This window comes from Phenylobacterium sp., assembly GCF_036563285.1.
GTDB lineage: Bacteria > Pseudomonadota > Alphaproteobacteria > Caulobacterales > Caulobacteraceae > Phenylobacterium.
Genome location: NZ_DATCMR010000006.1, coordinates 332320 through 350505 on the forward strand (window position 1 = coordinate 332320; position 18186 = coordinate 350505).

Annotated in this window: 13 protein-coding genes; 4 read left to right on the plus strand and 9 right to left on the minus strand. The window is 69.0% G+C overall.

Annotated elements, in window-relative coordinates:
- Positions 1–22 precede the first annotated feature (22 nt).
- The gene (locus VIL76_RS06555; protein WP_332044196.1) at positions 23–1018 is read left to right on the plus strand and encodes a nitronate monooxygenase family protein; all 996 of its coding nucleotides are present in this window, start codon (positions 23–25) and stop codon (positions 1016–1018) included.
- A 10-nt stretch (positions 1019–1028) separates the two neighbouring features.
- On the opposite strand, the gene VIL76_RS06560 is transcribed toward VIL76_RS06555, so the two are convergent.
- The 5 genes from VIL76_RS06560 to VIL76_RS06580 form a co-directional block, all read right to left on the minus strand.
- Positions 1029–1727, minus strand: coding sequence for a hypothetical protein (locus VIL76_RS06560; RefSeq protein WP_332044197.1), 699 nt, complete (start codon positions 1725–1727; stop codon positions 1029–1031).
- A 172-nt stretch (positions 1728–1899) separates the two neighbouring features.
- Positions 1900–4905 carry a TonB-dependent receptor plug domain-containing protein gene (locus tag VIL76_RS06565; protein WP_332044198.1) on the minus strand — a complete coding sequence of 1002 codons (3006 nt, stop codon included), beginning with the start codon at positions 4903–4905 and terminating at the stop codon, positions 1900–1902.
- A 324-nt stretch (positions 4906–5229) separates the two neighbouring features.
- A complete protein-coding gene (locus tag VIL76_RS06570) occupies positions 5230–6240 on the minus strand; it encodes a beta-eliminating lyase-related protein (protein WP_332044199.1) in 1011 nt (336 codons plus the stop codon).
- A gap of 16 nt (positions 6241–6256) precedes the next feature.
- Positions 6257–7399 carry an epoxide hydrolase family protein gene (locus VIL76_RS06575; RefSeq protein ID WP_332044200.1) on the minus strand — a complete coding sequence of 381 codons (1143 nt, stop codon included), beginning with the start codon at positions 7397–7399 and terminating at the stop codon, positions 6257–6259.
- A gap of 33 nt (positions 7400–7432) precedes the next feature.
- Positions 7433–8017 (minus strand): TetR/AcrR family transcriptional regulator, encoded by a 585-nt coding sequence (locus VIL76_RS06580; protein WP_332044201.1) that lies wholly within the window; start codon positions 8015–8017, stop codon positions 7433–7435.
- Between the two features lie 88 nt (positions 8018–8105).
- Between VIL76_RS06580 and VIL76_RS06585 the strand changes: the two genes are divergently transcribed.
- Entirely contained in the window at positions 8106–9488 is a 1383-nt protein-coding gene (locus VIL76_RS06585; protein ID WP_332044202.1) for a carotenoid oxygenase family protein, read from the plus strand.
- Here the strand turns inward: VIL76_RS06585 and VIL76_RS06590 are convergent.
- The 3 genes from VIL76_RS06590 to VIL76_RS06600 form a co-directional block, all read right to left on the minus strand.
- Positions 9485–9685, minus strand: a complete 201-nt coding sequence (locus VIL76_RS06590; protein WP_332044203.1) for a hypothetical protein — start codon at positions 9683–9685, stop codon at positions 9485–9487. The genes VIL76_RS06585 and VIL76_RS06590 overlap by 4 nt on opposite strands.
- Before the next feature lie 66 nt (positions 9686–9751).
- On the minus strand, positions 9752–12454 hold the full coding sequence (gene secA / locus VIL76_RS06595; RefSeq protein WP_414695418.1) for a preprotein translocase subunit SecA: 2703 nt from the start codon (positions 12452–12454) through the stop codon (positions 9752–9754).
- A 316-nt stretch (positions 12455–12770) separates the two neighbouring features.
- Positions 12771–13940, minus strand: a complete 1170-nt coding sequence (locus tag VIL76_RS06600; RefSeq protein ID WP_332044205.1) for an acetyl-CoA C-acyltransferase — start codon at positions 13938–13940, stop codon at positions 12771–12773.
- A 170-nt stretch (positions 13941–14110) separates the two neighbouring features.
- Here VIL76_RS06600 and VIL76_RS06605 point away from each other — a divergent pair, with 170 nt between their 5' ends.
- Together VIL76_RS06605 and argJ are read left to right on the plus strand one after the other, a co-directional pair.
- On the plus strand, positions 14111–15055 hold the full coding sequence (locus tag VIL76_RS06605; protein WP_332044206.1) for a peptidylprolyl isomerase: 945 nt from the start codon (positions 14111–14113) through the stop codon (positions 15053–15055).
- The gene (argJ, locus tag VIL76_RS06610) at positions 15052–16485 is read left to right on the plus strand and encodes a bifunctional glutamate N-acetyltransferase/amino-acid acetyltransferase ArgJ (RefSeq protein ID WP_332044207.1); all 1434 of its coding nucleotides are present in this window, start codon (positions 15052–15054) and stop codon (positions 16483–16485) included. The genes VIL76_RS06605 and argJ overlap by 4 nt, the downstream gene beginning before the upstream one ends.
- Before the next feature lie 51 nt (positions 16486–16536).
- Here the strand turns inward: argJ and VIL76_RS06615 are convergent, their stop codons facing one another.
- Entirely contained in the window at positions 16537–17949 is a 1413-nt protein-coding gene (locus tag VIL76_RS06615) for a DEAD/DEAH box helicase (protein ID WP_332044208.1), read from the minus strand.
- Positions 17950–18186 lie beyond the last annotated feature (237 nt).

Here is an 18186-nt window from a genome sequence, read left to right on the forward strand (position 1 = left end):
GGATGTTTGGAGGCGACACGGCATGGCGCTCAGGACCAGGTTCACCGAGACCTTCGGCGTGGAGCATCCCGTCGTGCAGGGCGGCATGCAGTGGGTCGGCCGCGCCGAGCTGGTGGCGGCGGTGGCCAACGCCGGCGGCCTGGGCTTCATCACCGCGCTGACCCAGCCGACGCCTGAGAAGCTGTCCGAGGAGATCGCCCGCTGCCGGTCGATGACCGACAAGCCGTTCGGCGTGAACCTGACCATCCTGCCGGCCATCAAGCCGCCGCCCTACGCCGAGTATCGCCAGGCGATCATCGAGAGCGGCGTGAGGATCGTCGAGACGGCGGGCAACAAGCCGCAGGAGCACGTCGACGAGTTCAAGAAGCACGGCATCAAGGTGCTGCACAAATGCACCTCGGTCCGCCATGGCCTCTCAGCCGAGCGGATGGGCGTGGACGGCATCTCCATCGACGGGTTCGAGTGCGCCGGCCACCCCGGCGAGGACGACGTGCCGGGCCTGATCCTGATCCCGGCGGCCGCCGACAAGATCAAGATCCCGATGATCGCGTCAGGCGGCTTCGGCGACGCCCGTGGGCTTGTGGCCGCCCTTGCGCTGGGCGCCGACGGCATCAACATGGGCACCCGTTTCATGGCGACGGTGGAGAGCCCGATCCACGAGAACATCAAGCGCCAGATCGTCGAGAACGACGAGCGCGCCACCGACCTGATCTTCCGCACCATGCGCAACACCAGCCGGGTGGCGAAGAACGCCATCAGCCAGGAGGTGGTGGCGCGCGAGCGGGGCGGGGCGTCCTTCGAGGAGGTGCGCGAGCTGGTGGCCGGCACGCGCGGCAAGGTGGTCTACGAGACCGGCGACCCCGACCACGGCATCTGGTCGGCGGGCCAGGTGCAGGGGCTGATCCACGACGTGCCCACCTGCGCCGAGCTGATCCACCGCATCGTCCGCGAGGCCGAGGAGATCATCCAGGCGCGGCTCAACGGCATGCTGGCTCAGCGGGCGCTGGAGACAGCCTGAGCAGGGCGGTCTAGGCCCGCGCCCGGAAGGTAAACGGGCCCACGTGGCCCACGGTGTCGTCGAACACCACCCAGAGCTCGCCGCCGGCCTGCTGCCAGCGCCGGCAGAAGGACACGTCCTCGCTCATCGCGAGGCCGGCTTCGTCGTATTGGGGCTCGAAGCACTGCAGCACGTGCTTCAGCCCCTGGTGGCCGTAGTAGCTGCCGGCGGCGGGCCGATAGAGGTCGGGACACGTGTCGCGCAGGGTTTCGAACACCTCCCGCTTGATCAGCATCAGGCCGGTGCCCGCGTATCGCGCACGGTAGAAGCCGTTGCGTTCCACCGGCGGTGTCTCGAGCTCCATCACGAAGCTGAGCGACCGCGCCCAGGCGGCCGCCGGATCGTCGTGCGCGCGGGCCATGGCGTGGAAGCGCTGCACGTCCAGGACGCGGTGCGGATAGACCGCCGCCACCATGGGGGCATCGAAGTCGATCATCCGGCGGATCAGGCTGGGCGGGTAATCAATGTCGGAATCGATGAACAGCAGGTGGCTGTGGTCGGACTCGAGCACCAAGCTGGCAAGGGTGTTGCGGGCCCAGGCCAGCAGGGTGCCGCTGGTGGTCTTCCAGTCCACCTGATCGCCGAGCTCCGAACGCAGCGCCAGGAGCGAGCCGGTGTACTGCGTCGTCAGCTGGCCGTTGTAGGTCGGCGTGCCCACCAAGATGCGCATCGAGAGGTCCCCAGTCACCCGCCGCCCGGGCTAGGTCGCGGCGCGGGAGGCGTCAACGCTTAGCCGCCGGGCCCGCTGCGCCAAAACGAAAGAGCCGCCGGCGGTGACGCCGGCGGCTCTCGCTCTCCAGGCCCCGCCGGGCCCCCAGAAGGGACCCGGACGGCTTGGCTTCTTAGAAGTTGAAGTTCGCGCCGACGAAGAAGAACCGGCCGCGGTTGTCATACTGCGACGAGCCCGTGCCCGTGCCGGTGAAGACTTCCGGCACGTACGGAGGGAACTCGTTCGTCAGGTTGATGATACCGGCCCGCACGCTCACCTGGTCGTTCACGCGGTAGCTGGCCCGCAGGTCGTGCCGGTAGTACTCGCCCGTCATGAACGGGTCGAGCACGCCCTGCTGCTGCGTCTGGCTGATGATCATGGAGTCGATCCACAGCGTGCTCCAGGTGACCGAGTAGTTGTCCCGGCTCCAGCGGAGCGACGCGTTGGCCTTCCACTCAGGCGTCGCGTTGGTGATCGTGTTGGCGAACTGGACGTAGGACTGGCCCGGCAGACCCTGCAGGGCGAACCGGTACATCCAGGTGGCGTCCAGGCGGAACGCCAGGTCGCCCAGGTCACGACCGAACACGTCCTCGGTGTTGAAGCCGTAGGCGATCGAGCCGTCCCAGCCTTCCACCTTCACGCTCGCGACGTTCTGGTTGACGAGGAGGACTTCGATCACGCCGCCCGGCACGGCGCCGCCGCCCGTGCCCGTCGGGTCACGCTTGATCTGCGCGCAGAACGGGTTGGAGGCGTAGGCCTGGGGCGAGTCGTAGCAGAGGTTCCCGAGCAGGGTGTTGATCGGGATCGTGCCCACCTGGCCGGTGATGTTGTACTTGAAGAAGTCCAACGACACCTGGAGGTTCTTGACCCAGCGCGGCGTGATGACCACGCCGTACTGGTAGGTCTTCGCCTCTTCCGGGCCGAGGTCCGGGTTGCCGCCCTGGAGCAGGGGCAGCGACGGACGGCCCGTGCCGAAGTTCGACACGAAGGTCGCCGGGTTGTAGCCCGGGATCGCCGCGCCGCAGGTGACGAGGCGGGCGGCCTTCTGAGCCGCCGTGGCGCCCGCGAACACGTCCTTGTCGCACGGGTCGTTCGCCGCCGTGGTGAAGTTACGGCTTTGCGGCGCGTACAGCTCCACGATGTTCGGCGCGCGCACGGCCGTCGACTCGCTGGCGCGGAAGCGGATGTCCTCGAACGGCGCCCATTCGGCGTGCAGGCGGTACTGGTCGGTCTTGCCGATCGTCGAATAATCGGAAATCCGGCCCGCCAGTTCGACCGTCAGCTCCTGGGCGAACGGCAGATCCTTCAGGATCGGGATCCGGATTTCGCCGTAGGCTTCCGAGACGTCGTACTCGCCGCCGCGGGTGCCGATCGAGTTGAAGAACAGCGCGCCCGAGGCGCCCAGGGCGTCTTGGACGAAGAGGCTTTCTTCCTTACGCCATTCCCCACCGAAGGCGACGCCCACCGGGCCGGCCGGCAGGTTGAACAGCTCGGTCGCGAAGTTCACGCCGGCGACGCTCTGCTTCACTTCCTGGTCGGTCGTGGACTGGGCGTTGGTCCAGAGCACGGCTTCGCGGGACGGGCCGTTGATGACGTCGAAGGGGACGCAGCCGGCCGCGCGGGCCGCGGCGTCGCGGCAGGCGACCTGGCCGTTCACCAGGACCGCATCCACCGCCTGCGCCACGCGGGAGAGATTGGGCACGTTGTAGGAGATCGTGGTGCCGTTCAGCTCCGAGAACTGAGCGTAGCCGTCGACGCTCACTTCGCGGCCGAGCACGCCGAACCCACCTTCGAAACCGACAGCGGCGCGGATCTGCTCGCGTTCCGTGCTCACGTCGCGGCCGCCGAACTCCGGATAGAAGCGGGCGACCTGGATGACCGTCGAGTTGGTGAGCGGCAGGTTCGCGCCGCGCTGCGCGAAGGGCAGCAGGACGCCGTTCACGCTCGTCGGGCCGGTGATCACCGCGCGCAGGTCGGCGGCGAGTTGGCCCGGGCCGTTCAGGAAGGCGTTGTCGCCGCGGATCGAGAGCGGCAGGGTGCCGCCGCCCTGGGCCGAGGAGAACGCCGGCTGGAAGATGCCGTAGCCGCCGGCCTTCACGTAGGTCGCGTCGGCAAACAGGCTCCAGGTGTCCGTCAGGTCGTAGGTGGCGAAGCCGCGGAGCACGGCCCGGTCGCTCTTGCCCTGCAGCGCGTTGTAGACGGCGCTGTAGAACAGCGACTCGTCCTGGCAGGTCGGCTGGACGGTCGTGGTCGAGCACTCCGGCGATAGTCGGGTGAGGGTGGAGCCGTTGGTGCGCACGTCGCGGGTCACCGCCAGGGCGCCGTTGACGGTGGCCGAGCTCAGCGTGTTGGTGCCGCGGATCTGGAACGTGGCGAAGGGCGAGGTGTTCGTCCGCGTGGCGGGCAGGAGGGTTTGCGGCGTGACCAGGGTGTTGCGCCGGACGCCCGGGAACAGCTCCTCGCGGTCCTTCTGCATGATCTTGTCCTGCATGGCGTACTCGCCGCCGATCAGGACGTTGAGGCGGTCATCCAGGAACTTGCCGCCCCAGTTGAAGCCGGTGCGGAATTCCTCGCCGTCACCTTCCTGGGAGACGCCGGCCTGGACGTCGAGTTCGAGGCCGTCTTGCTCCTTCTTCATGATGAAGTTGACGACGCCCGCGATGGCTTCCGAGCCGTACACGGCCGAGGCGCCGCCCGCGATGGTCTCGATCCGCTCCACCATCAGCGAGGGGATGGTGTTCAGGTCGACCGCCGGGGACGAGGCGTCGGAGAAGGGCAGGCGGCGGCCGTCCATCAGGACCAGGGTCCGCGTCGGGCCCAGGCCGCGGATGTCGGCGCGGGTCTGGCCGGCCAGGAACAGGGTGCCCGAGGAGTTCTGCTGGTTGGTCGCCGGGTTGATGTTCGGCTGCTCGAGCAGGATGTCGCCGATCGAGGTATTGCCGGACTCGCGGATCGCTTCGGCCGTCACGACCGACAGCGGCTGCGGCGCGGAGAAGGTGTCGCGGCGGATGCGCGAGCCGGTGACGACGATCTCGCCGACGTCGACGGCTTCACCGGCCGCCTGCTGGGCCTGGGCGAAGGTGGGCGCAGCCATGAGGCTGGCCGACGCCGCCGTAGCAAGCAGCGCGGTGCGAAGCATGGGTCTCATCTCAATTCTCATCCTGAATTTTGGCCCCTGGCCTTGGAAATGGTCTGGCAGCGCGACGTCGCCGGCGCGGCTGCAGCCGTTGGCGCGCGCCCGCCGCCGCCTGTCGGCAGACGGTGGTTTTGGCACGCCAAACGGCGAGCGGCGAAGCTGTCACGCAGAGGTCACGCGAGCAACGACCACTCGTCGCAATGTGACGCGGAAGATTACAAGCGTTTCATATTTCAGGCTAAGTGCGCCATCGGCGCCACACATCTGGGCAAGTCGGGGCATAGCTTGCCCGCGCTTATCCTCTGGGCGCGGCGATTTCGCTCTGCATCATTTGAGGTTGCGCAAGGTCTCGCCCAGGGCGTCCACGGCCTCCTCGGTCGTCGCCCACGAGCACATGAAGCGGACCGTGCCGTCCAGGAAGCGATAGGCGAACCAGCCCGAGGCGTGGAGGCGCGACAGCGTCTCGTCACCCATCTCCACGAACACACCGTTGGCCTCCACGGGATGAGCGACCGGGAAGGGCGTCAAGCCGGCGAGCCTGCGGGCCATGGCGTTGGCGTGGGCGGCGTGGCGGACGAAGCCGCCGGAGCCCAGCATCCCGATGAAGGGCGCGGCGTAGAACCGGGCCTTGGACGGCAACTGGCCGGCCTGCTTCAGGCGGGCGTCGAAGCGGCGGGCGAGCTCGCGGTCGAATATCACGATCGCCTCGGTGGGCGGCATGCCGGCCTTGGTGCCGCCGACCACCAGCAGGTCGACGCCCAGGTCCTTGATGGCCTTCAGGTCGAAGCCCGCGGCCGCAGCGTTGGCGAGGCGCGCGCCGTCCAGGTGGACCCGGTAGCCCCGGGCCTTCACCGGCTCGATGAGTGCGCGCAGGGCCTCGGCGGAATAGACCGTGCCGTACTCGGTGGCGTTGGTCAGGCTGAGCGCCGCGGCCGGCTGGCGGTAGGAGACGTCGGGCTGCGCCAGGGCGGTGGCGAGGGACGAAGGCTCAATCCGGCCGGAGGGCCCGTCGAGCCGGATCAGGCCCAGGCCGTGGCCGAACAGGCCCGGCGCGCCGGTCTCGTCGGTGCACACGTGGGCGTGCTCGTGGGCCAGCACCGCCTCGAACGGCCGGCAGAGCGCGGCCAGGGAGACGGCGTTCGCGGCCGTGCCGGAAGCCACGAAGCGCACCTCGGCGTCGGCGTCGAGCATCTCCCGGACCAGGTCGGCGGCCCGCGCGGTCACCGGGTCGGTCCCGTAGCCGGACGTGAAGCCGCTGTTGGCCGCGACGAAGGCCTCGATGGCCTCAGGCGCTGCCGGTGCGGTGTTGTCGGAGGCGAAGTCGTAGCGGGCCGTCATGCCCGCCCTTTAGCCGTCAGACCTCGCGCGCCCAAGCCCTGACCTCATCGACGAACAGCTGCGGCTCCTCCATGGCGGCGAAGTGGCCGCCGCGGGGCATGTCGGTCCAGCGGACGATGTTGTAGGCGCGCTCGGCGAACGAGCGGGGCGGGGCGGAATAGAGCGGCTCGCCGGGGAAGTTGGCGAAGGCGGTCGGCCTCTCGCAGCGTTCGCCCGGCTGGAAGGCCAGGCCGCCCTCCTCGACGAGGCCGCGGTAGTACCAGGCGCCGGTCGCGAAGCTGTCGGTCATCACGTAGAGCATGATGTTGGTGAGCAGCCGGTCCTTCGGGTGGACCTCGTCCATCGACTTCTCGCGCAGGTCCGACCAGTCGTGGAAACGCTCGGCGATCCAGGCGGCCTGACCCACGGGATTGCCTGCGCCCATCCACGCCAGGGACTGCGGCTTCGACACCTGCAGACGGAAGTAGGCGCCCATCAGGTCCATGGCGCTGGCCTGGCGCTGGGCCCAGGCGATCTCGTCTTCCGTCTTCGGCCCGCCGTGGGGACGGAAGCCCAGCATGTTGAGGTGGACGGCGCGCGCGCAGCCGCCGTGGTCGCGGGCGAGCCAGGAGGTGACCATGGCCCCCCAGTCGCCGCCCTGGGCGAGGTAGGTGGGGTAGCCCAGCACCTGGGTCATCAGGGTGTTGAAGAGCCGCGCTGTGGTGCGCTGGCCGATCGGTCGCGTTGGCTTGGAGGAGAAGCCGAAGCCGGGGAGGGTGGGGACCACCAGGTCGAAGGCGTCGGCCGGGTCGCCGCCGGACCGCGAGGGGAAGGCCAGCGGCTCGATCGCCTGCCAGAACTCGTAGTGAGAGCCAGGCCAGCCGTGGGTGACGATCAGCGGGCGCCTGCCCTGCGCCTCGCCGACCACGTGGACGAAGTGCAGGTCGAAGTCCTCGACGCGGGCGGTGAACTGCGGGAAGCGGTTGAGGTCGGCGACGGCGGCGCGCCAGTCGTAGCGCTCCGTCCAGTGTTCGCAGAGCGATTTCAGGTAGGCCCCGTCACAGCCGTAGGCCCAGCCGTCGGAGACGTCCGGCTGCGGCGGCCAGGGATAATCGCGAACCCGGTCGAGCACGGCCTGCACCTGCGGCTCGTCCCAGCGGACCTCGAACGGCTTGATCATGACGCCAGTTGGGGCCGCCTTACGCAGCGACGGTCAAGCGCCGGGCCGAAGGCCCCTGGCGAGGGTCGAGGAGAGCGCGTGATGCAGCTCGCGCGCGGCGCCCGGCGGCAGCTTGCCGGCGAGCTCCAGCACCACCGCGCCGTGGGTCGCGGCCCAGAACATCATGCCCACCTGTTCGGGGTCACCCTGCACCTTTCCCGCCGCGATGGCGTCGTTGACCCAGGCGCTCATGGTGGCCCGGGCCCGCGTGCCGGCGGCGACCAGCTCTGGGTAGTCGCCCTCGTGCGGCTGGTTCAGGTCGAACATCAGCTTGTACATGTGCGGATGCTCGAAGGCGAAGGTGACGTAGGCGTCGCCGACCTCCACGCCGCTGCGGCCCTCGCGCGCCGCCTCCATGGCCTCGGCGAACCGGTTGAAGGCGTTGGTGCGCACGGCGGCCAGGATGTCTTCCTTGTCCTGGAAGTAGCGGTAGGGCGTCATGGGGGAGACGCCGAGCTCGGCGGCCAACTGGCGCATGGTCACCGCGTCCGGGCCGCGTTCGGCGAACAGCTTCTCGGCCGCCCCGCACAGGCGCTCACGGAAATCGGCGACGTCGGATTCTGAGAGGACGCGGGGCATGGCGTGAGCACTTCGCACAAACTTCTTGCAAAGGCCTAATCCGTACCTCATAAATTTACAACGTAAGAAGTCTCGGGAAGGATAGCCGATGGACGGCGACGTGCGGCTAAACCCCTACCTCAGCGGCAATTTCGCGCCGGTGCGCAGCGAGGACGACTTCGACGTTCCCGTCCGTGGCGAGCTGCCGAGGGAGCTTCGCGGCGCCCTGTTCCGCATCGGGCCGAACCCGCAGTTCGACCCCATCGAGCCGCACCACTGGTTCTTCGGCGACGGCATGGTGCACGGCTTCTACATGGAGGACGGCAAGGTGCGGTACCGCAACCGCTACGTCCGCACGCCGAAGCTGGAGCTGGAGCGGGAGCACGGCCGGGCGCTGTTCAGCATCGATCCGCGGCGCGCCGACCCGCTGGCCTTCGACAACGAAGGCGGCGTGGCGAACACCAATGTGCTCTGGCACGGCGGCAAGCTGCTGGCGCTGGAGGAGGGCCACCATCCGTTCGAGATGGATCGCGACACCCTGGAGTCCCGCGGCTACGCCCGGTCGTACAGGGGCAACGTCACCGCGCATCCGAAGATCGACCCGGTCACCGGCGAGATGATCTGGTTCGCCTATGGCGTGGGGCCGATGCCGCTGTCGGCCGGCATGAGCTACGGCGTCACCGCCGCCGACGGCACGGTGGTTCAGCGCCAGGAGTTCCAGGCGCCCTATGCCTCCATGGTCCACGACTTCATGGTCACCGAGAACCACGTGCTGTTCCCGGTCATGCCGCTGACGGCCAGCCTGGAGCGGGCGATGAGGGGCGGTCCCGCCTTTGCCTGGGAGCCGGAGAAAGGCAGCTACGTGGGCGTCATGCGCCGGGACGGCGACGTCTCCTCGATCCGCTGGTTCAACACCGAGGCGGGCTACGTCTTCCACCCGATGAACGCGTGGGAGGAGGGCGACAAGCTCTACGCCGACGTCATGCTCTACAACGTGGCGCCGCTGTTCCCGAATGCCGACGGTTCCCCGGGCGAGGACGCGGTCAGCCAGCTGGTCCGCTGGACCTTCGACCTCGCCGGGGCGTCCGACGCCATCAAGGTGGAGGTGATCGACGACCTCAGGGGCGAGTTCCCGCGCGTGGACCCGCGGCGCGAGACGCGCCGCCACCGGCACGGCTGGTACGCCGCCAACCGCGGGCCCGACCGGGCGCCCGGCTTCGACACCATCGCCCACCTCGACTTTGCCACCGGGCGTCGGCAGGTCTTCGAGCTGGCGGCCGGCGACGCGACGTCAGAGCCGGTGTTCGTGCCGCGCTCGGCGGTTGCGCCCGAAGGCGACGGCTGGCTGACGGCGGTGGTCTGGCGCGGCGCGGAGGACCGGTCCGACCTGCTGGTCTTCGAAGCCCAGGACGTCGCCAAGGGGCCGGTCGCGGTCGCCGAGCTGCCGCGCCGTGTGCCGTTCGGCTTCCATGGAAACTGGGTCGGGCTCTAAGCCTCGTCCCCGCCGTCCTCGCAGGTGACCTCGGCGACGAGGCGGGTCGCCTGCCACAGTTCCACGGCGGGAACATCCTCCTCGCAGAGGTCCGCGGCGGCCTTGGCCTTGGCTTCGTCGTCGTCCGACGCCTCGACCCAGCTGGCGCTCAGGATCCGGCGGCGCTCATCGACCTGGTAGGCCCGATAATTCGGCATGGCTGTGCCCCCTGCTGAAGCTGCCGAAACGACCGAAGCCACAGACGGTTGCATCGGTTTACAGCGTCAGACGAGCGCGCCGTGGCAGTGCTTGAACTTCTTCCCGGAGCCACAGGGGCAGGGGGCGTTGCGGCCGGTGTCTTCCCAGCCTTGGGGCAGGGCGGAGATGGGTAGGGCCTGGCGCTGGTCGGCGGGGACGTTGGACGGCAGCGCCCCGCCTTCGGCCTCGTTCTCCCCGGTCAACGGGTTCATGTGCACCTCGAAGAACTGGCCCTGGGGCGGCGCGGGCGGCTCCTCGAACTGGAACTCCACGGTCATCAGCCAGCGGGTGGTGCTCTGGCGCAGGTCCACGAGCAGCTTCTCGAACAGCGTGAAGGCCTCGGTCTTGTACTCGTTCAGCGGATCGCGCTGGCCGTAGCCGCGCAGGCCGATGACGTTGCGCAGGTGGTCGAGGTGCATCAGGTGCTCGCGCCACTGCATGTCGATCATCTGCAGCAGGAAGCTCTTCTCGATGTTGCGCATGTGCGGGCCGACCATGGCCTCACGCTCCGCGGCGCGGGCGTCGGCGGCGGCGGCGATGCGCTCCTCGATCTCCTCGTTGGCGATGCCCTCCTCGGCCGCCCAGTCCTTGATGGGCAGCTGCAGGCCCAGGTACTCCTGGACGTGGGCGTCGAGGCCCTCGACGTCCCACTGCTCGGCATAGGCCTTGGGCGGGAGGTGGCGGGCCACGAAGTCGGCGATGGTGTCGCGGCGGAACTCGGCAACCACGTCGGAGACGTCCTCGGCGTGCATGAACTCGGCGCGCTGCTCGAAGACCGCCTTGCGCTGGTCGTTCACCACGTCGTCGTACTTCAGCAGGTTCTTGCGGATCTCGTAGTTGCGCTGCTCGACGCGCTTCTGGGCGGTGGCGATGGCCGAGTTCAGCCACTTGTGGGTGATCGCCTCGCCTTCCTGGACGCCGAAGGTGCGCATGATCGAATCCAGCCGCTCGCCGGCGAAGATGCGCAGCAGGTCGTCCTCGCACGAGAGGAAGAACTTGGAGTGGCCCGGGTCGCCCTGGCGGCCGGTCCGGCCGCGCAGCTGGTTGTCGATGCGCCGGCTCTCGTGGCGCTCGGTGCCGAGGACGAAGAGGCCGCCGGCGGCCAGCGCCTTCTCCTTCAGGTCCTTGATCTCGGCTTCGATCTCGGACTTGCGGGCCTGAGCCTGCTCGGGTGTCACGTCGATCCCCAGGCCGCGCTGCTCGTCGCGCCACTGCATGACCTTCATGTCGACGTTGCCGCCGAGCTGGATGTCGGTGCCGCGGCCGGCCATGTTGGTGGCGATGGTCACCGCGCCCGGCACGCCGGCGTCGGCCACGATCATGGCCTCCTGCTCGTGGTAGCGGGCGTTCAGGACGTTGTGCGGGATGCCGGTCTGCTTCTTGCCGTCGATCTCGAATTTGTGGGCCTTCAGCATCTCCGAGAGGAGTTCCGACTTCTCGATGGAGACGGTGCCCACCAGGATCGGCTGGCCCCGGCGGTAGCAGGCCTCGATCTGGCCGATGATCGCCTGGTTCTTCTCGGCGGCCGTCCGGTAGACCTCGTCGTCGTCGTCGATCCGCGCGACCGGGCGGTTGGTCGGGATTTCGGCGACGTCCATCTTGTAGATGTCGAGGAATTCCTGGGCCTCGGTGGCCGCCGTGCCGGTCATGCCGGACAGCTTCGAGTACAGGCGGAAGTAGTTCTGGATGGTGACCGAGGCCAGGGTCTGGTTCTCGGGCTGGATGACGGCGCCTTCCTTGGCCTCGATGGCCTGGTGCAGGCCTTCCGACAGGCGGCGGCCCTGCATCATGCGGCCGGTGAACTCGTCGATCAGCACCACCTCGCCGGCGCGGACGATGTAGTCCTTGTCGCGGGTGTAGAGGACGTTGGCGCGCAGCGCCTGGTTCACGTGGTGCACCACCGAGACGTTGGCGGCGTCGTAGAGGCCCGTGGAGTCCTCGGCCAGGTGGCCGCCGGCCTGCAGGATCTCCTCCACGCGCTCGGCGCCGTCCTCGGTCAGCATGACCTGCCGCTGCTTCTCGTCGTGCTCGAAGGTCGTGGGGTCCTGGATCAGGTCCTTAACCACCAGGTCGATGGTCTTGTAGAATTCGGAGCGGTCTTCCGTCGGGCCCGAGATGATCAGCGGCGTGCGCGCCTCGTCGATCAGGATCGAGTCCACCTCGTCGACGATCGCGAAGTTGTGGCCGCGCTGGACCATCTCGCTGGCGTCGTAGACCAGGTTGTCGCGCAGGTAGTCGAAGCCGAACTCGTTGTTCGTGCCGTAGGTGATGTCGGAGTTGTAGGCCTCCTGCCGCTGGCCCTGGGTCAGGCCGTGGACGATGGTCCCCACGCTCATGCCCAGGAAGCGGTAGACCTGGCCCATCCACTCGGCGTCGCGCTGGGCCAGGTAGTCGTTCACGGTGATGAGGTGCACGCCCTTGCCCTCGAGGGCGTTGAGGTACACCGGGGCCGTGGCCACCAGGGTCTTGCCTTCGCCGGTCCGCATCTCGGCGATGCCGCCCTGGTGCAGGACCATGCCGCCCACGAGCTGCACGTCGTAGTGCCGCTGGCCCAGGGTCCGGCGGGCGGCCTCGCGCACCACGGCGAAGGCCTCTTCGAGCAGGTCGTCCAGCTTGGCGCCCTGGGCCAGGCGCTCCCGGAACTCGGCGGTCTTGCCCCGCAGCTCGGCGTCGGACAGCGCCTGGATCTTGGGCTCCAGCGCGTTCACCCGCTGGACCCGCCCGATCATGGACTTGACCTTGCGGTCGTTGGAGGAGCCGAAGAACCGTTGGAAGAAGGTCAATGGAGGGGTCCGGACTGGGAGGACGGGCGACGCAAAGCGCCGGAAATCCCGCTCTTTTGAGGGCGCGGGAGACTTAAGTACCGCCGGGGGGAGTGTCAACGCGACGACTTTCCCTCCCCGTAGGGAGAGGGGCAGGCCGCGCCAGCGGACAGGGTGAGGGAGTGCGGTGGCAGAACTCCCTCGCCCGAGCCTGATCCTTACTTTCTCACCCGGCTCGCCGGAGGCGAGCTGTCCCTCCCCAGGAGGGGAGGGAAAATGGGGGCTAGAAGACCTCGAAGAGGCCCGCGCCGCCCATGCCGGAGCCGATGCACATGGACACCACCACGTTCTTGGCCCCGCGGCGCTTGCCTTCCTGCAGGACGTGGCCGGCCAGCCGCGCGCCGGTCATGCCGAAGGGGTGGCCGATGGCGATGGAGCCGCCGTTGACGTTGTACTTCTCCGGGTCGATGCCCAGGGTGTCGCGGCAGTAGAGGCACTGCGAGGCGAAGGCCTCGTTGAGCTCCCACAGGTCGATGTCGTCGACCTTCAGGCCGTGGCGCTCCAGGAGCCGCGGGATGGCGAACACCGGGCCGATGCCCATCTCGTCGGGTTCGCAGCCCGCGACGGCCCAGCCCTTGAACACGCCGAGTGGGCTCAGGCCCCGGCGCTCGGCTTCTTTGGCCTCCATGATCACCACGGCGGCGGCGCCGTCGGAGAGCTGGGAGGCGTTTCCGGCGGTGATGTACTTGCCCGCGCCGCGCACCGGCTCGAGCTTGGCGAGGCCCTCGATGGAGGTGTCCGGACGATTGCACTCGTCGCGATCGACCGTGTAGTCGACGATGCTCTCCTCGCCAGTGGCCTTGTCGACCTTCTTCATCTTGGTCTTCATCGGGACGATCTCGTCCTTGAACTTCTGCGCCTGCTGGGCCGCGGCCATGCGGCGCTGGCTCTCGAGGGAGTACTCGTCCTGGTACTCGCGGCTGAGCTTGTAGCGCTCGGCCACCACGTCGGCGGTGTCGATCATCGGCATGAAGAAGGCCGGGTACATCTCGGTCAGCTTCGCATCGATGTTCTCCTTCGGGCCGCCCTCGCCGCGGAAGGAGATGCTCTCGACGCCGCCGGCCACGACCACATTGGCGCCGTCGTTGCGCACATAGTTGGCGGCCGCGGCGATGGCGTTCAGGCCCGAGGAGCAGAAGCGGTTGATGGTGACGCCCGAGGTGGTCACCGGCAGGCCCGCCAGCATCGCCGCCTGGCGCGCCGGGTTGCCGTTGGGGTGGGCGACGTTGCCCATGAAGACGTCCTCGACCGCATCCTTCTCGACGCCGGACTTTTCAACCGCGTGCTTCACAGCGTGGGCGGCCATGCTCATGACCGGCGTCATGTTGAAGCCGCCGCGGCCCGACTTGGCGAGGCCCGTGCGGGCGTAAGAGACAACCACCGCTTCGCGCATCTGAAATTCCTCCCTGAAATAGTGGCCTCGATCCTGGCCTGAAACCCGGCGCGCGGGCCCGTTGGAACGGCCGGGCGCAGTCGGGCGCAACCTTTGCATCGCGCGGCTTAAATGGCTAGGGACGGACGCGCTCCGCGCCTGCCGCTGTCCGGTAATGGGAATAGTCACGCATGGCGGCTGAAAAGCCCCTCCGCCTCTGGACCTTCGCCGCCCTGGCGCTCGCGACGTCGCTGGCGCTGTCGGCCTGCGGGCGCGACGGCGGCGACGGCGGCCCGCCGGAGCGCGGCGACCAGGCCGTGGCCAAGGTGGACGGCAAGACCGTCTGGGCGTCCGATGTGAAGCGCGAGGCGATCGCCCAGGGCCTGATCGGCGAAGGGGAGCCGCTGGACGTCTCCTCCGACCTGTTCCGCCGGGTGCTCGACGAGGTGGTTGACCAGAAGCTGCTGGCCACCGAGGCGCTCAAGCGCAAGCTCGACAAGGACCCGGTGGCGCAGCGCCGGCTGGCCGCCGCCCGCGAGCGGATCCTGGGTGACATGCTGGTGGAAAGCGTGGTCTCCGACGCCGTCAACGACAACGCCATCCGCGGCCTCTACCAGGAGCAGCTGAAGCTCGCGAAGCGCACCGAGGAGATCCGCGCCCGCCAGATCGTGGTCGCGACCATCGCCGAGGCCGACCAGGTAAGGAAGCTGCTGGCTTCGGGCGCCTCCTTCGAGGCGCTGGCGATGGAGCGGTCCACGGACGCAGCGACCCGGTTCAACGGTGGCGACCTGGGCTACTTCACCACGGACGTAATGCCTGAGGCCTATGACGCGGCGCTGAAGGGGGCTGCGCCTGGCAGCATCGTGGGGCCGTTCCAGGTGGAGGCCGGCTGGGCGTTGGTGAAGGTCGAGGACCGCCGGGACGAGCAGCCGATCAGCCTCGAGGAGGCCCGGCCGCAGATCGTCCGCTTCCTGACCTATGACCAGATCCGCGACCTGCTGGAGAAGCTGCGCAGCCGCTCGAAGGTGCAGGTGCTGGTGAAGGCCGACGGGCCGCGCCCGCCGCCGCCGGCCGATGCGCCGAAGGTCGCCCCGCAGCCCGCGCCGGCCGCCCCTGCCGCCGGAGCCACGAAATGAGCCGCAAGCCCAAGGGGACCACGCGCGGCAAGGCGCTCGAAGCCGCCGCCAAGCCAGTGGAGGTGGTGGGCCAGACCCTGGAGCGGGCCTTCGATCCGCTGCGCAGCGCGCTGAAGAGCGCCGCCCTGAAGCGCGCCAACAAGCAGTCCCACCAGTTCGACCGCGAGGAGCCGGCCGCCGCCCCGTCGAAGGCCGCCATGCCGGTCTCGCCGCTGGCTGTGCCGCTGCCCGCCATGCCGCCGATCGCCGGCGTGGAGATGGCGACCGGCCGGGCCGGGTTCTACAAGCACGAGCGCGAGGACTTGCTGGTCATGCGCTTCCCGGAGGGCGCGAGCTGCGCCGGGGTGTTCACGCGGCACGGTGTGGGGTCTGCGCCGGTCGACTGGTGCAAGCGGCATCTGACGGCTTCGAAGGGCGAAGGGGTGCGGGCGCTGGTGGTCAACGCCGGCTGCGCCAACTCCTTCACCGGCAAGCCCGGCGCGGACGCCGTGCGCCGGGTGTGCTCGGCGGTCGCCAAGCGGTTCGACTGCCGCCAGCGGGACGTGATGGTGGCGTCCACCGGCGTGATCGGCGTGCTGCTCGACGACGCCAAGATCGTCCATCGCTTGCCGGAGGTGGAGGGCCGCCTCAACCCTGACGGCTGGCAGGGCGCTGCGCGCGCCATCATGACCACCGACACCTTCCCGAAAGGCTCCTATCGCGAGGCGAAGATCGACGGGGTGACGGTGCGGATCGGCGGCATCTGCAAGGGCTCGGGCATGATCGCGCCGGACATGGCGACCATGCTGGCCTTCGTGGCGACGGACGCGGACATCGCGCCCGCGGCGCTGCAGATCCTGCTCAGCCTCTACACCCGCAACACCTTCAATGCGGTGACGGTGGACGGCGACCGCTCGACCAATGACACCCTGCTGCTGTTCGCCACCGGCAAGTCGGGCGCGCCGCGGATCACCCGCGCCGGCGACCGGCGCCTGGCCGACTTCCGCGAGAAGCTGGAGGAGGTGCTTCTGGACCTGGCCCTCCAGCTCGTGCGCGACGGGGAGGGGGCGACCAAGTTCATCAAGGTGACGGTAAAGGGGGCGCAGACGGCGGCCTCGGCGCGGAAGATCGCCCGGACCGTCTGCGAGAGCCCGCTGGTGAAGACCGCGTTCGCCGGCGAGGACGCTAACTGGGGCCGCATCGTCATGGCCGTGGGCCGCGCCGACGAGCCGATCGACCGGGACAAGCTGTCGGTGTGGTTCGGGCCGCTGGTCGCGGCGCACGAGGGCTTGGTCTCGCCCACCTACGACGAGGCCAAGATGAGCGCCTACATGAAGAACCAGGAGCTCGAAGTGACGGTGGACGTGGGCGTCGGCCGCTCCACGGCCGTCATGTGGACCTGCGACCTGACCAAGCGGTACGTCGAGATCAACGGCGACTACCGCTCATAAGAAAACCCCCGGCCTCGCAGCCGGGGGTTCCTGTTCTTTCAGCTCGAAAGCTTAGCGGTTCGACCAGACGCCGGTCCGGGGGGACGAGGCGTGCTGCGCGCCGCCGCCGCCGCCGTTGCCGCGGCGGGGACCCTTGAAGCTCGGACGCGCCGTCGCCGGCTTGTCGCCGGAGCGGGCGGGGCCGCCTTCGTGGCGGTGGCCCGGCTTGGCGGAACCGTGGTTGCGGTTGCGCTTCGGCTGATGGGCGCCGCGATGGTTCTGGCCGCGGGTGTCGGGACGCTCCGGCTTGCCGGCGACTTCCGGCAGGGCGGCGGTGGCCGCGCCCAGCTGGCGGTCGTTCCGGCGGTCGAAGGACGGGATGGTCTGGCGCGTGATCTTCTGGATGTCGCGCAGCAGGTTCCGTTCGTCGTCGGCGCAGAACGCCACGGCGGAGCCGTCCGCGCCCGCCCGGGCGGTGCGCCCGATCCGGTGCACGTAGCTTTCCGGCACGTTCGGCAGCTCGTACTGGACGACGTGGGTGACCGCGTCGATGTCGATGCCGCGTGCGGCGATGTCGGTGGCCACCAGGGCGCGGACCTTGCCGGCCTTGAACTCCGCCAGCGCCCGTTCACGCTGGCCCTGGCTCTTGTCGCCGTGGATCGAGGCCGCCTCGACGCCCACCTGCTCCAGGCCCTTGGCCACGCGGTCGGCGCCGCGCTTGGTGCGGGTGAAGACGATGACGCGCTTGAAGCCCGGGTCGTCGAACAGCTCGGCCAGAAGGGCGCGCTTGCGCTGCTGCTCGACGAACAGGACGCGCTGGTTGACCTTCTCCACCGTGGTGGCGCCCGGGGTCACGGAGACCTTCAGCGGGTTGGGGTTGAGGATCTCGACGGTCAGCTTCTCGATCTCGCTCGGCATGGTGGCCGAGAAGAACAGGTTCTGACGCTGGCGGGGCAGCTGCTTCACGATCCGGCGGATCGGGAGGATGAAGCCCATGTCCAGCATCTGGTCGGCCTCGTCGAGGACGAAGGTCTCGACGCCTTCCAGGTTGATGGTCTTCTCCTGCAGGTGGTCGAGCAGACGACCGGGCGTGGCGACCAGCACGTCGATGCCGGGCGCGAGCGCCTTCATCTGGGCGCCGTACTTCACGCCGCCGAAGACGACCGCGACCGTGACGCCGAGATGGCGGCCATAGGTCTTGAAGCTCTCGCCGATCTGGGTGGCGAGCTCGCGGGTGGGGGAGAGCACCAGCACGCGGCAGCTCTTGCGCGGCGCGGGCTTACGGTTCTCCGCCAGGCGGTGGAGGATGGGGAGGGCGAAGGCGGCGGTCTTGCCGGTGCCGGTCTGGGCGATGCCCAGGAGGTCGCGGCCGGACATGACGCCGGGGATGGCCTGCGCCTGGATAGGCGTGGGCACGGTGTAGCCTTCGTCGGCAAGCGCCTTGAGCAGGGTCTTGGCCAGGCCGAGGTCGGTGAATTGAGTCAACGTGTAGTCTTTCGCGTATGCGCGACGCGCGGCCAGCTCAGCTCGGCTGAGGGTCGCGGGAGGCGCGGGGTCGTTGGGAAGCGCCCCGCGTGATGGGCGATCTATGGGAAGTCTCTGCGCTCGACAGGCTGAGCCTCTGAAGGAGAGGCCCCACGCGGCTGGAGCGCCGATCGCACGGGCTTCATTGCCTGCGCTGGAGCCCACATGGGGGTCGGGGGCGTTAATGTCAACCTAAGG

Excerpts from the sequence above, each read along its gene's own strand:
- VIL76_RS06580 (WP_332044201.1), bottom strand. The coding sequence starts at position 8,017 with ATGCCCCGCGTCCTCTCAGAATCCGACGTCGCCGATTTCCGTGAGCGC.
- VIL76_RS06565 (WP_332044198.1), bottom strand. The coding sequence starts at position 4,905 with ATGCTTCGCACCGCGCTGCTTGCTACGGCGGCGTCGGCCAGCCTCATG.
- VIL76_RS06605 (WP_332044206.1), top strand. The coding sequence starts at position 14,111 with ATGGCGGCTGAAAAGCCCCTCCGCCTCTGGACCTTCGCCGCCCTGGCG.
- secA (WP_414695418.1), bottom strand. The coding sequence starts at position 12,454 with ATGATCGGGCGGGTCCAGCGGGTGAACGCGCTGGAGCCCAAGATCCAG.
- VIL76_RS06560 (WP_332044197.1), bottom strand. The coding sequence starts at position 1,727 with ATGCGCATCTTGGTGGGCACGCCGACCTACAACGGCCAGCTGACGACG.
- VIL76_RS06555 (WP_332044196.1), top strand. The coding sequence starts at position 23 with ATGGCGCTCAGGACCAGGTTCACCGAGACCTTCGGCGTGGAGCATCCC.
- VIL76_RS06570 (WP_332044199.1), bottom strand. The coding sequence starts at position 6,240 with ATGACGGCCCGCTACGACTTCGCCTCCGACAACACCGCACCGGCAGCG.
- VIL76_RS06575 (WP_332044200.1), bottom strand. The coding sequence starts at position 7,399 with ATGATCAAGCCGTTCGAGGTCCGCTGGGACGAGCCGCAGGTGCAGGCC.
- VIL76_RS06585 (WP_332044202.1), top strand. The coding sequence starts at position 8,106 with ATGGACGGCGACGTGCGGCTAAACCCCTACCTCAGCGGCAATTTCGCG.
- argJ (WP_332044207.1), top strand. The coding sequence starts at position 15,052 with ATGAGCCGCAAGCCCAAGGGGACCACGCGCGGCAAGGCGCTCGAAGCC.
- VIL76_RS06600 (WP_332044205.1), bottom strand. The coding sequence starts at position 13,940 with ATGCGCGAAGCGGTGGTTGTCTCTTACGCCCGCACGGGCCTCGCCAAG.
- VIL76_RS06590 (WP_332044203.1), bottom strand. The coding sequence starts at position 9,685 with ATGCCGAATTATCGGGCCTACCAGGTCGATGAGCGCCGCCGGATCCTG.